We start from the raw sequence: 14175 nt of genomic DNA, 5'->3' as shown, positions 1-14175 counted from the left end.
GTAACTTAAATATTCCAAAGGGGAGTAGCGTCGGTAAGACCGAAACAAAGTCGTCAATTCGTGAGATTCTCACCGGCTTTGTTGACATACTTATGTATGTTTAGCAAGACCTTTGCCAGTTTTGATATCTGGCAGAGGTCTTTTTTTGTAAAACCTCTCATGATATCAGTTAGAAATAAAGGAGAATCATTATGCAGCCTTACAATCAATCCGTCAATGAAGTTTTAGAGGAAACTAAAAGTCAATTCGAAGGTTTGAGCCCAAAAGAAGTTGAAAATCGTCAAGCTAAAGATGGTTTCAATGAATTGAAAGAAAAGAAAAAAACTTCAACTTGGGAACTTTTTATTGATACTTTGAAAGACCCAATGGTTATCATCTTACTTTTAGTTGCTTTTGTCCAACTTTTCTTGGGGGAATTTGTTGAATCACTTGTTATTTTCATTGTTTTGATGATTAATTCAGTGGTTGCGGTTGTGCAAACTAAACGAGCAGAAAGTTCTTTAGATGCTTTGAGACAGATGTCGGCACCTTCAGCTAAAGTTTTACGTAATGGAGAGAAAGCATCAATTCCTGCGCGTGAGCTTGTTGTTGGCGATATTGTTTCACTTGAGGCCGGTGATTTTATTCCAGCAGATGGACGTTTAATTGATGTTCAAAACCTACGTGTCGAAGAAGGAATGCTGACAGGTGAGTCTGAACCGGTTGAAAAATTTTCGGATGTCATTGAGGGAGAAGTTGCACTTGGTGACCGCAAGAATATGGTCTTCAGTTCAAGTCTTGTTGTTTATGGACGAGCAGATTTTCTTGTAACAGCAATTGCTGAGCAAACCGAGATTGGTAAAATTGCTCAAATGTTGGAAACTGCGGAAGCTAAACAAACGCCACTTCAACAAAAATTGGAAAAATTTGGTAAACAATTAGGTTGGGCAATTTTAGCACTCTGTGCTTTAATTTTTGCTGTTCAAATTTTGAGACTCTTTACGACAAATCAAACGGCTGATATGCAAAAGGCTGTTCTTGATTCATTCATGTTTGCAGTTGCAGTTGCGGTTGCTGCAATTCCTGAAGCTCTTTCATCTGTTGTTACAATTGTTTTATCTGTTGGAACAAATAAAATGGCAAAACAGCATGCGATTATGCGTAATTTGCCAGCTGTAGAAACCTTAGGTTCAACTTCGGTCATTTGTACTGACAAAACTGGAACTTTGACTCAAAACAAAATGACCGTTGTTGATTCTTTCTTGCCAACGCAAGGCAGTAAAGAACTGACAGATTTAACACAGGCAGACCAAAAATTGTTACTTAATGCAATGGTGCTTTGTAATGATTCATCATTTTCACAAGAAGGTCAAGCATTGGGTGACCCTACTGAAGTGGCTTTAATTGCTTACAGTGATAAAATCGGTTATCCATATCAAGATTTAAGAGAAAAATCACCACGTCTGGCTGAATTTCCATTTGATTCAGAACGTAAATTGATGAGTACAATCAATGATTTTGAAGGTCAGAAAACAATTTTTGTTAAAGGTGGCCCAGATGTACTCTTTAATCGCTGTAATCAAGTTTTCTTGGATGGGAAAGTGCAAGAATTTACTCCTGAATTGAAAGAGAAATTTCAAGCTCAAAATGAAGCTTTCAGTCAAAAAGCGCTTCGTGTATTAGCTTATGCTTACAAACCTGTCAGTGATGATAAGACTGAACTCACACTTACTGACGAAAATGATTTGATTCTGATTGGTCTGTCAGCAATGATTGACCCACCTCGTGAGGCTGTTTATGATTCTATCGCCGAAGCTAAAAAAGCCGGCATTAAAACGATTATGATTACGGGTGACCACAAAACGACAGCACAAGCCATTGCCAAAGATATTGGTTTGATGAACGAAGAAGATATGGCGCTCACTGGTCAAGAACTTGACGCACTGACTGAGGATGAACTTCGTGAAAACTTAGAAAAGATTTCGGTTTATGCTCGTGTATCTCCTGAAAATAAAATTCGGATTGTTCGTGCTTGGCAAAATGAGCATCAAGTAACCGCGATGACTGGTGATGGTGTAAATGATGCTCCAGCCCTGAAACAAGCTAATATTGGGATTGCAATGGGTTCAGGGACAGATGTAGCAAAAGATGCGTCAAGTATGATTTTGACTGATGATAATTTCGTATCGATTGTTTCTGCTGTATCAATTGGTCGTGTGGTTTATGATAATATCAAAAAATCAATTAGTTACCTTTTCTCTGGAAACTTAGGAGCGATTATTGCGATTGTCTTTGCTTTGGTCGTGGGCTGGGTCAATCCATTTACTGCTTTGCAACTTTTATTTATTAACTTGGTCAATGACTCTGTCCCAGCAATTGCCTTAGGGATGGAAAAAGCAGAACCAGATGTTATGGAAAAAGCTCCTCGTCAGTTAAATGAAGGAATCTTTGCCAATGGGTTAATGCGGGTTATTTTGATTCGGGGTTCATTGATTGGGATTGCGGCGATTATTTCGCAATATGTTGGACAAAAAACATCACCTGAAATGGGTGTGGCTATGGCCTTTACAACTTTGATTTTGGCACGTACTTTGCAAACTTTTGCTGCACGTTCAAATTCACAAAATATTTTAAAACTTGGTTTTACAACGAATAAGTACGTTTTGATGGCTGTGACTTTCTGTCTTGCTTTATACAGCTTGACTACTCTTCCATTCCTCAGAGAAATTTTCTCAATTCCAGCTGCTTTTGGTTGGTCTCAATGGATTGTAGCAGCAGGGCTTGCCGTAATTGCTGTAATCTTTATGGAAATTCTCAAGTCAATTAAAGGCGTTTTTGAAAAACATTAAAATTTTAGAAAAAATCACTGACAATAAATCTGTCAGTGATTTTTAAATGCTTGAACTTTTATCATATTGATTTAAATGATAAGTTTCAATCATATTGATAAGTTTGTCAGCATAAGTGGGGTCTGTTGCATAGCCAGAGTTTTGAACGGCTTTAGCAGCAGTTTTATAATCAGTTGCACTAAGAACCGAAGCATATTGTTTAGAATTCCATGTTGTTCCGTAAAGGAAAAGCTGGGTATGTGCCGAAACTGAATCAGCAAAATTTGGATAAACACGGAAAACACCTTGGACAGTGACCCACTGACCATTTTCATATTCTTGCGTAGCAAGCGAAACCTTTGGCACATCACCAGATGCTTTGACACCAAAAAGGTTATGATATTTGCTTGCAAGTTCGCTTTTGCCAAAATTAGACTCAAGGCAGGCCTGAGCAATGGTGATAGAAGCTAGTACTTGACTTTCTTTTTGCGATTTTTGAGCGAGTGGAGCAATTTCTTTGATGAATTTATGTTCATTAATTTCTTGGAGCTGTGCTTCAGACGGCTTTTGTGCTTGGTTATTAAAAATTTTATTATAGACTAAGATTCCTAAAATAACTAGGAAAATAAAGATGAGCTGTTTTAACAAGGATTGACGTCGATTTGGTTTTCTTCGTCGAGTTTTATATTTCATAAAAATAGTTTAACATAAAATTCAAGTTCTTGGCTTAAAAATCAATATTTGTTATACTAAAAATAGTTAAGAAGTAAGCGATAAAATTTCTGTCAGTAAAATTTTACTGACAGAATCGCTATTGTCAATAAATAATTAAATAAAAGCCATGGAGGCAATCAAATGAATTTTTATGATTTTAGTGCCGTTAAAATGAACGGCGAAACTGTTTCAATGTCTGATTTTAAAGGCAAAGTTGTAATTGTGGTCAACACTGCAAGTAAATGTGGCTTTACACCGCAATTTGAAGGACTTGAAAAATTGTATGAAAACTATAAAGACCAAGGATTAGAAATTTTAGGCTTTCCCTGTAATCAATTTGCTAATCAAGACGCTGGCGAAAATTCGGAAATCAATGAATTCTGTCAGTTAAATTATGGAGTCACTTTCCTCATGTTTCAAAAAATTAAAGTCAATGGTAAAGAAGCACATCCCCTTTATCAATTTTTGAAAAAAGAAGCAAAAGGGGCACTTAGCGGGACCATTAAATGGAATTTCACAAAATTTTTAATTGACCGAGAAGGAAATGTTATTGAGCGTTTTGCGCCAAAAACGGAACCTAAAGAAATGGAAGAAGAAATCCAAAAATTACTTTAATTAATTTCTTAAGGAAAAGTGTTTTAAAACTTGTAAAAGCTCAATTATTTTGCTAAACTAATAAACAATAAAACTTTTAATCTAGTCCAGAGAGGCTAGCAAGGTTGTGAACAAGAAATATTATCCTTAAAAGTTACTGACAGAACTGTCAGTAAGTTGCTAAGGCATTTTAGGACACATCTGCTAGGTTTCTGGCAGATGTTTTTGCTTTATTTATGACATTTTAATGTTGAAAATAAAGTGCGCAAGGAGCGAAGCGGGTTGTGAATCATTTGCAACGAAGTTATGCTTTACTACAAAGGAGAAAACAAATGCCAAAACGCAATGATATCAAAAAAATTATGATTATCGGTTCTGGACCAATCATTATTGGTCAAGCCGCAGAATTTGATTATGCAGGAACACAAGCCTGTCTTGCACTTAAAGAAGAAGGCTACGAAGTTGTTTTAGTCAATTCAAATCCGGCAACAATCATGACTGACAGAGAAATAGCTGACACTGTCTATATTGAACCAATTACTTTAGAGTTTGTCAGTAAAATTTTGCGTAAGGAACGTCCTGATGCCTTATTGCCAACACTTGGTGGACAAACAGGACTTAACATGGCAATGGAATTATCCAAAACAGGAATTCTTGAAGAGCTTAATGTTGAACTTCTTGGAACAAAATTAAGCGCCATTGACCAAGCAGAAGACCGTGAGCTCTTTAAAGAATTATGTGAAAGAATTGGTGAGCCACTCTGTGCCAGTGATATTGCAACAACGGTTGATGAAGCAGTTGAAATTGCTGACAAAATTGGTTATCCTATCATCGTCCGTCCAGCATTTACCATGGGTGGAACAGGTGGAGGAATTTGTGATACCGAAGAAGAACTTCGTGAGATTGTGGCAAATGGACTAAAACTTTCTCCAGTAACACAATGCCTAATTGAAGAATCAATTGCTGGTTATAAAGAAATCGAATATGAAGTTATGCGTGATTCTGCTGACAATGCGATTGTTGTCTGCAATATGGAAAATTTTGACCCAGTTGGAGTTCACACAGGTGACTCAATCGTTTTTGCACCAAGCCAAACGCTCTCAGATAACGAATATCAAATGCTTCGTGACGCTTCACTAAATATTATTCGTGCCCTAAAAATTGAAGGGGGATGTAATGTTCAACTTGCCCTTGACCCACATTCTTATGAATATCGAGTAATCGAAGTTAACCCACGAGTAAGTCGTTCATCAGCTTTAGCTTCTAAAGCAACAGGATATCCGATTGCAAAAATGTCTGCTAAAATTGCGATTGGGATGACACTAGATGAAATCATTAATCCAGTCACTAATAAAACTTATGCCATGTTTGAACCAGCACTTGACTACGTTGTAGCAAAAATCGCTCGCTTCCCATTTGATAAATTTGAAAATGGTGACCGTCACCTAGGAACACAAATGAAAGCAACAGGCGAAGTCATGGCAATTGGACGTAACATCGAAGAAAGTCTTCTAAAAGCTGTTCGCTCACTTGAAATTGGTGTTTTTCATAATGATTTACAAGAAGCACAAGAAGCAGATGATGAAATCCTCTATGAAAAAATGGTTAAAACACAAGACGACCGACTTTTCTATGTTTCAGAAGCGATTCGTCGTGGAATTCCTATTGAAGAAATTGCTGATTTAACCAAGATTGATATTTTCTTTCTTGATAAATTACTCCATATCGTCGAAATTGAAGACCAATTAAAAGTAAATATATTTGAACCAGAACTCTTAAAAACGGCTAAGAAAAATGGATTTTCTGACCGTCAGATTGCCAAATTATGGAACGTTAGTCCAGAAGAAGTAAGACGTCGTAGACAAGAAAATCAAATTATTCCAGTTTACAAAATGGTTGATACTTGTGCGGCAGAATTTGAAAGCTCAACGCCTTACTTCTATTCAACTTATGAATGGGAAAATGAGTCTAAACGTTCAAGCAAAGAGAAAATAATTGTACTCGGCTCAGGTCCCATCCGAATTGGACAAGGAGTTGAATTTGATTATGCGACAGTTCACTGTGTAAAAGCACTTCAAGCCCTTGGAAAAGAAGCAATTGTCATCAACTCTAATCCAGAAACCGTTTCGACAGATTTCTCAATTTCAGATAAGCTCTATTTTGAACCACTAACTTTTGAAGATGTGATGAATATCATTGACTTAGAACAACCAGAAGGCGTGATTGTTCAATTTGGCGGACAAACAGCTATCAATTTAGCGGAACCTCTCTCTAAAGCTGGGGTTAAAATTTTAGGAACGCAAGTTGAAGATTTAGACCGTGCTGAGGACAGAGATTTATTTGAAAAAGCATTACAAGATTTAGAGATTCCACAACCACCAGGAGCTACAGCAACAAATGAAGAAGAAGCTGTTGCTAACGCCAATAAAATTGGTTATCCAGTCCTTATTCGCCCATCTTTTGTTTTAGGCGGTCGAGCAATGGAAATCATTAATAATGAAAAGGACCTGCGTGATTACATGAATCGTGCGGTAAAAGCTTCACCAGAACATCCAGTACTCGTTGATTCTTATTTACAAGGACGTGAATGTGAAGTCGATGCAATCTGTGATGGCACGGAAGTTCTTCTTCCAGGAATTATGGAACATATTGAACGAGCAGGGGTTCACTCAGGTGACTCAATGGCTGTCTATCCACCACAAACTTTTTCACAAGAAATTATTGATACAATTGTTGATTACACTAAACGATTAGCAATTGGTTTGAACTGCATCGGAATGATGAACATTCAATTTGTTATTTTTGAAGAACAAGTTTATGTCATTGAGGTAAATCCACGCGCGTCACGGACTGTTCCCTTTTTATCTAAAGTGACAAACATTCCAATGGCGCAATTGGCGACACAAATGATTTTAGGGAAAAACTTGAAGGATTTAGGCTACACAGAAGGCTTAGCAGAAACTCCTGATATGGTCCACGTGAAAGCACCAGTCTTTAGTTTTACAAAACTAGCAAAAGTGGATAGCTTACTTGGTCCAGAAATGAAATCAACAGGTGAAGCAATGGGTTCAGATGTGACCCTTGAAAAAGCACTTTATAAATCATTTGAAGCCGCTAAACTACACATGGCAGATTATGGTTCGGTATTATTCACAGTTGCTGATGAAGATAAAGAAGAAACGCTAGCACTTGCTAAAGATTTCGCAGAAATAGGTTATTCACTAGTAGCAACTCAAGGAACAGCTGCATTCTTTAAGGAAAATGGACTTTATGTCCGTGAAGTTGAAAAACTAGCTGGTGGAGAAGATGAAGAAGGAACATTAGTTGAAGATATTCGTCAGGGACGCGTTCAAGCAGTTGTAAACACAATGGGAAATACTCGTGCCTCATTAACAACGGCTACCGATGGTTTCCGTATTCGCCAAGAAGCAATTAGTCGCGGTATTCCACTTTTCACATCACTAGATACTGTTGCTGCAATTTTAAAAGTGATGCAAAGCCGGAGTTTCACAACAAAAAATATTTAACGAATAAAAAGTTTCAAAATTTAATTTGTCTATAACAAAACCATTATAAGAAAGAATGTTCTAAGGATTACTATCCCTGAACAAGGAGATTATTAGTCGTCAGTTTATTACTACTTGTCTTATTTTCATTATTTTGTTGTGGAAACATAAAAAACTCAAAAAGAGAAGAAACGAATGCTTAGTAAAAAAACTTCCTTTTACTCTAAAATAAAAAACTTTCATTTTAAACGGGAGTTTTTTATTATTTTATTAGGGGCTTATATTAATATTAAACATTCTAATATTTTATTCTATTATTGGTCTTAAAGCAGTAAATCAATTAAAATGCCTCCATCAGTCTTAGCTATGACTCTGTTTGTAAGCTAATAATAATTTTTTTTGGTAAAATAATTAATAGAAATAGATTTGAGAAAGATGAACTTTTGCAAAAAAATTATGATTATATTATTTAATAAACCTTATGATGTACTAACAAAATTTACTGACGGAGAGGGTCGGAAAACTTTAAAAGATTATATTAAAATACCAAATGTTTATGCTGCTGGAAGATTGGATAAAGATAGTGAAGGTCTACTTTTACTGACAGATGATGGAAAGCTCAATCATTTACTGACAGACCCAAAATCAAAATCTTACAAGACTTATTTGGTTCAAGTAGAGGGAGAATTTTCGTCAGAAGCAGCGCAAAAGTTGCAAAAAGGTCTTTTATTAAAAGATGGAAAAACATTGCCTGCGAAAGTAAAATTAATTGATGAACCTGATTGGCTTTGGGAACGGACTCCACCAATTCGTGAACGAAAGGCAATTCCGACAAGCTGGGTTGAAATTTCAATCAAAGAAGGAAAAAATCGGCAAATTAGAAGGATGACGGCAGCGGTCGGTTTCCCAACACTTCGGTTAATTCGTTGGTCAATTGGTCAATATTCACTGGGAAATCTAAAATCTGGGGAATATAAAATTATTCAAAAATAAAAAGGAATCATTTTGTGATTCCTTTTTATTTTAGAAAGAACGCCCGCCACCAGAACCGTCACTGAAATTATTGTTATCAGAAGAAGGACGAGGGATAATTCTTGTAGTTATAAATGTATTGACTAAAATATCTTCACGTTGATGGAGTTCTAAATTACCATTTCGACCGTAATCATAGCGCCATACGGCATGAGCGTCTTTCATTTGATAACGACGATAGATGGTCCAAACGAAGCCACCAGCTGCAATCAAAGAAATGATAAGAGCAATCAAAATTGATAAGGGTTGAAAGCTGCGATGGAAAGTTACAGCTCCTGTTTCGGAATTGATAGAATACTTTCTTGATGTTGGAATTCCTGCTTGGTAATATTTAGAAACTTGGTCAAAAAATCCACTGACAGCCTGATAATAATTATTGTCAGTCAATTCGGGTTGGACAATGTCTAAGGTTTTTTCAATTCGACTCGAAGGCAAGTAGTATTTAAGATTTCCTGTTGCCCAAATATAAACTTTACGTAAGTTCATATTAATGACCAAAACGACACCGTTGTTTTTAGCGCCTACTTTATCAGCTAGATAAGTTTTTGCCATTTGACTGGCAGGGGTAGAGCTATCTGTCGTGACAACATAGACACCCGCTTTTGTTTCATTAGCCAATTTCTGAGCTTCTTGTTCAAGGAGGGTTACATTTCCACCTAAAAGTTGAAGATTATCTTCAAGACCTGACGAGAACGTCGCCGCTGATGTTTTTGGTGCAATGAGTAAAAAGAAGAAGCTTAAGAAAAATAAAGAAAGAAATACTAATTTTTTTCTCATGATAGCAAATACCCCACAATAATTCCAAGAAGAAGCACTAGAATAAAGATTCCAATGGCAACTGTCCAAAGTTTTTTCTTATCAATGGGTAGAAGTCCGGCTACTTTACCAGTTTGACCATTCATCGCGTAATAAAAGAGACGGTTATTGCCAGCTTCTTTATAAGTAACCAGCCAGATTGGGAGTAAAACATAATCTTCATCGATATTTTTAATCTGCTGATTACTCTGTAAATTACTGACAGAAGTATAACCGACAATTGTTGATTCCATTAATCCGTCAGCATATTGACGAAATTCCCGCTCAACATTTTCTTTCATATCAGGGAATTCAATATCTCGTTTTTCAGTTAAAAAGCCAGAAAGATATTGATTTTTAAAAGGAATAGCAGTAGTCATATCAAAAGGTTGAACGGCGCCAACCATTTTGTCTGACAGATTTTTTTTCAAGGCATTTTTGATTAAATCCTTAAATTTTGTCTCTCCGCCCCGCTGAATCTCATATTGAGAATGCTCAGTGTACTCGGTATCGCCAACCATCCAAACGCGTAAATTGGTGGCTTGCGCCGAAATACCGCCAGATAATTCAGCATCAACAGCCCAATAGGGGAAATAAACGCCTGACAGATTTTGAATTTGTTTTTTGTCAAAAAAGGCCTTGGGAACAAATTTTTTCTTGCCCACCCAGTCTAAAAATTGTTCTTCAGCCGCTTTTCTCTCAATTTGAAAAGGGAGAATTTTTTCGGGAAGAAATTTACCAGATAATCGCTCGGTCAGAACAACTGGATTATGACAATAATAGCACCAAGTTGAAGCAGTTGTCGCATCAGTGACAATTTCTGCACCACAAGATGGACAGAGAAATAGTCCGATTTCTTCATCAGTGTTTTCGTCAGCTCTTTTTTCGTCGCTGTCAGTAATTTTTTCCTTTTCGTCAGTCGTTTCAGCGTTACTGACAGAGCTGATAGGACTGTCAGTAACTTTTGCTGCCTCTTGCTTGGCCTCGAAATCAGAAACTTCTTGTTCCGTAAATGTTGAACCACAGTATTCACAGTGAAATTTTTGATTTTTGGGTTCAAAAAGCAGTGGACCTCCACAATTGGGACATTTATGTGTAAGAACTTGGCTTTCGCTCATCGTTACTCCTTACTTTTAAGTTATGAAATCTGCTTATTTAGCAGGGGAAATTCAGTTAGAAACTAAAAGAATTTTCATCAGAAATAAATTCTTAAAAATACGCAAAGACAAGCAGCCCTAAGTTAGAACTACTTTATCTTAAATCATTATTTACATGTCTTAGAGCGCTTTGGCCACAAAAGGCTTACCACATTCAGGACAGAATTTTGGAACACCATTCGCCAAATTAACGACTGCTCCACACTCGTTACAAGCCATATTTAATTCAGGCATAGCAGGAGTTGCTGAGGGTTTCGCTTGCCCACAATTTGAACAGAACTTACCGGTATTTTTAGTATTACATTCAGGACAAGTCCAAGTATCGGCCTTGTTCTCTGCTTGGGCTTGCATTTGAGCTTGGTTAGTTTGTGAAAAACCAGCTAGATTTTGTCCACCCATATTCATTCCCATAAAGGCATTTGTCGCACCACCAGTGTTTGAACCAGCGGCTTCAAGACCACGAGCAACAGCTCCTTGGACAAAACCTTCACGGATAGAAGGGTCACCAAGCATTGCGCCTTGATTACGCATGTTAATTAATTTTTGACTGTCATCAGTGTAAGAAATGCTAGCGACAGCAACAGAAACAATTTCCATTCCTCGAAACTGTTTCCAATCTTCATCAAGTACAGAGGCCATGTATTTGCTGAGCTCCATACTTTTTGAAGTTAAGAATGAAACCCGTTCGCCTTGAGCAGAATATTGGTTAATTGACGTATTTAAAGCCGTTAAAAATTCAGCCAAATATTGGTCATTAATTTCTTGAATTTCGACATGGTCAGCATTTTTAGGAATGACGTTTGCGTAAAAAGCAAGAGGGTCAGTGATTTTTATTGAATAAGTTCCATGTGTACGCAAGAAAAGCTCTGCATTATAAAAATTATCAAAGTATTGAAGAGGTGTCGCTGTTCCAAATTTAATGCCTTTAATTTCTTGAAGATTGACATAATAAACTTCTTGTTTTTGAGGAGTTGTTCCACCAAATTTGAAACGGAAGAAGCTTTCTTGAATTGAATCACGTAAATCACCATTAAAAAGACTTGGCGCAGTGTCGTTTTTGACAGTATAATATCCAGGTTCAGCGGTGTAATCAATAATTTTACCACCATCCACAAGAATCATCATCATGTTTTCATAAACGTGAACGATAGAACCGTCAGTAATTACGTCTTCGGTTCCTTTACGATTAGAACCACGTTTTGCATCTTTTCTTACTTTAATTCCCTTAGTGAAAACCGTTTGGTCTGACATTTCATTTGGCTCAATGACCTCAAGCCATTGGTCAGCCAACGCCCCACCGAGTGAACCTGTTGCAGCTTTAATAATTCCCATGTATTCTTTTACAAACAAATTCAATTCAAAACAAAATTTTAGAGAATGAATTTGCCTTCCTTTCCTTTAGTGAATAGCTCAGCTATTTGACTTAATTATATCAAATTTCTCTGACGAAACCTATCAATTATTTGAAAATTTACTAAAATCAGACTAAAGTCGGAATTTATTGATTCTCTCCTAACCAGTCGCTAATTTTTGGAAGATATTCATGTCCATATTCAGGTAAGACATAGAGAGATTTTTTACTTTGTATTTTATTGTAAGCCGCCATTTGCGTAATCGGAGGAACAACAGTATCTTTGCCGCCTAGAATCCAAATGACCTCAGCCTTAATCCTTGGTGCTAAATTTTGAATATCAATATATTCCAACTGATTAAAAAACCAGTCTTCTTTTAGATGAAGTGGATCTTTAAACTGAAACCAATAGGAGAGCTCTTCAAAAGCAGATTCCTCGGCACCAAGCTCATAAGCTTTACGATAATCTGAAAGAAATGGATAAGTGGCAGTTACTTTTTTAATAAGTGGAGAAAGTGCGGCGCAAGCAATTGCAAGTCCCCCGCCTTGAGAAGCACCTTGTGTACTGATATCTGTTTCATCAACAAAATCAAACTCGGATAATATCTTTGTCGCACTCATCAAGTCCATGAATTGACGAACATAATAGAGGTTTTCATATCCCTCATCAATTCCTCGAACAATGAGTCCTTTCATCGTCATTCCAAAAGTTTGACTATTATCTTGACTTAAACCACCTTGCCCTCGACAATCAAGCGCAAGAACTACATTCCCTTCGGCCACTATTCCTATTTTATCGACCCAATCTCCACTATCACAATGATAACCATGGAATTGTAAGATGGCTGGGTATTTCTCTTTCATATTTTTGGGAACAATTAATTGAGCATGAATTTTAGCTCCATCAATAGCTGTAAACCATAAATGATAAAACTTTGCTACCTTAGAGGAAAGATTTTTTTCTATTAATTCAAATTCAAAATGATGATTCGAAACCAAATTAATTTTTTCATCCCAAAATTTTTCAAAAGTCTCTGGTTTAAGTGAACTTCCTTGATAATCCTGCCAATTGTTTATTTTTGTCATAATACTCTCCGATTTAGTCTTGCAATTCTTTTTGAAAAGGTTTACACTTATTTTGTTTAATATAAGTATATACTTTTGATAAGAGAAAGGCAAGAAAAATGAAAGCAATCAAAGCAGCAAGTTTTGGATACTATGCTAAACCAGGAGAGTTAAATAATTGCAATGCTCAGCGGTCGATGAAAATTCTGAAAGAACGAACAAATATTAATACGATTGTTTTAACCATTGTAGCTGAGCAAGCAAATGCTCACACAACAAGCATTAATTGGCAGACTATGCCACCAAAAGATGAGGAAGTAAAAGCGACAATTCGCTATGCTCAAAGTCTGGGACTAGACGTCATTTTAAAACCAATGATTAATTGTACTGATGGCACTTGGCGAGCTTATATTAATTTTTTTGATATTGATGTTATTTGTGAACCAAAATGGTCAGATTGGTTTGCAGCTTATACTGAATTTCAGCTTCATTATGCTAAAATCGCTCAAGAATGTGGAGCTACAATGTTTGTTGTAGGCTGTGAGCTCGTTAGCTCAGACCATCGAGAAAAAGAATGGCGGAAGTTGATTGACGATGTTCGTGAGATTTATAAAGGTTTGATTACTTATAATTGTGACAAATACCAAGAAAATCATTTGACTTGGTGGGATGCAGTTGACGTCATTTCAAGTTCTGGATATTATCCCTTTGATCAATGGGATAAAGAGCTAAGGCGAATCGAAAAAGTCATAAAAAAATATGACAAACCATTTTTCTTCTGTGAAGCAGGTGCTCCAAGTATTGATGGTGGAGATTTATTGCCAAATGATTGGACCATCAAAGGAGAAGTAAATCTTGAAGCTCAAACGCGGTATTATAATGGAATGTTAACCGCTTGTGCCAAGGTAGATTTTGTCTTAGGTTTTGGTCTCTGGGATTGGAAAGCTCAAGTTTATTCTGAGGATCAGGTGAGATTTGACAAAGATTATGCTTTTTACAACAAACCAGCTGAAAAATTAATCAAAGATTATTATGATAAATCTTAAAGATCAAATATTGTAATAAAATTATAAAAAAGCATTGACAAAAAGATTTTAAAAGTATATACTTATTCCATAAAATAATAACGCTTACAAACACGAGCGCATAAGGAG

General features: G+C 36.5%; 10 protein-coding genes. 5 read left to right on the top strand and 5 right to left on the bottom strand.

Annotation, left to right across the window (positions count from 1 at the left end; genetic code table 11):
• The first annotated feature begins 191 nt into the window (after window positions 1–191).
• Entirely contained in the window at window positions 192–2828 is a 2637-nt protein-coding gene (gene yoaB / locus AB6B24_RS10650; protein WP_311802805.1) for a cation-translocating P-type ATPase, read from the top strand.
• Window positions 2829–2870: 42 nt separating this feature from the next.
• On the opposite strand, the gene AB6B24_RS10645 is transcribed toward yoaB, so the two are convergent.
• Window positions 2871–3500, bottom strand: a complete 630-nt coding sequence (locus AB6B24_RS10645) for a glycoside hydrolase family 73 protein (RefSeq protein WP_012897981.1) — start codon at window positions 3498–3500, stop codon at window positions 2871–2873.
• 162 nt (window positions 3501–3662) lie between these two features.
• On the opposite strand from AB6B24_RS10645, the gene AB6B24_RS10640 reads away from it, so the two are divergent.
• The 3 genes from AB6B24_RS10640 (at window position 3663) to AB6B24_RS10630 (ending at window position 8614) form a co-directional block, all read left to right on the top strand.
• Entirely contained in the window at window positions 3663–4136 is a 474-nt protein-coding gene (locus AB6B24_RS10640; protein WP_064974148.1) for a glutathione peroxidase, read from the top strand.
• 311 nt (window positions 4137–4447) lie between these two features.
• Complete coding sequence (gene carB, locus AB6B24_RS10635) at window positions 4448–7642, top strand: carbamoyl-phosphate synthase large subunit (protein ID WP_311802802.1); 3195 nt, start codon at window positions 4448–4450, stop codon at window positions 7640–7642.
• Window positions 7643–8077: 435 nt separating this feature from the next.
• Window positions 8078–8614 carry an rRNA large subunit pseudouridine synthase E gene (locus AB6B24_RS10630; RefSeq protein WP_025017118.1) on the top strand — a complete coding sequence of 179 codons (537 nt, stop codon included), beginning with the start codon at window positions 8078–8080 and terminating at the stop codon, window positions 8612–8614.
• Between the two features lie 30 nt (window positions 8615–8644).
• Here the strand turns inward: AB6B24_RS10630 and AB6B24_RS10625 are convergent, their stop codons facing one another.
• From AB6B24_RS10625 to AB6B24_RS10610, 4 genes are all read right to left on the bottom strand, one after another.
• On the bottom strand, window positions 8645–9430 hold the full coding sequence (locus AB6B24_RS10625; RefSeq protein ID WP_029344018.1) for a TPM domain-containing protein: 786 nt from the start codon (window positions 9428–9430) through the stop codon (window positions 8645–8647).
• Entirely contained in the window at window positions 9427–10566 is a 1140-nt protein-coding gene (locus AB6B24_RS10620) for a TFIIB-type zinc ribbon-containing protein (protein WP_311802800.1), read from the bottom strand. The genes AB6B24_RS10625 and AB6B24_RS10620 overlap by 4 nt, the downstream gene beginning before the upstream one ends.
• A 159-nt stretch (window positions 10567–10725) precedes the next feature.
• Window positions 10726–11937: an SPFH domain-containing protein gene (locus AB6B24_RS10615; RefSeq protein WP_311802799.1), complete on the bottom strand. Its 1212-nt coding sequence runs from the start codon at window positions 11935–11937 to the stop codon at window positions 10726–10728.
• 166 nt (window positions 11938–12103) lie between these two features.
• The gene (locus AB6B24_RS10610) at window positions 12104–13042 is read right to left on the bottom strand and encodes an acetylxylan esterase (protein ID WP_311802798.1); all 939 of its coding nucleotides are present in this window, start codon (window positions 13040–13042) and stop codon (window positions 12104–12106) included.
• Between the two features lie 98 nt (window positions 13043–13140).
• Here AB6B24_RS10610 and AB6B24_RS10605 point away from each other — a divergent pair, with 98 nt between their 5' ends.
• Complete coding sequence (locus tag AB6B24_RS10605) at window positions 13141–14067, top strand: hypothetical protein (RefSeq protein WP_058205441.1); 927 nt, start codon at window positions 13141–13143, stop codon at window positions 14065–14067.
• The last annotated feature ends 108 nt before the right edge of the window (window positions 14068–14175 follow it).

The organism is Lactococcus sp. AK05 (assembly GCF_041026685.1).
Taxonomy (GTDB): Bacteria; Bacillota; Bacilli; order Lactobacillales; family Streptococcaceae; genus Lactococcus; species Lactococcus lactis.
The sequence above is the reverse complement of the archived record's forward strand: the minus strand, read 5'-3'. Positions and strand labels throughout refer to the sequence as shown.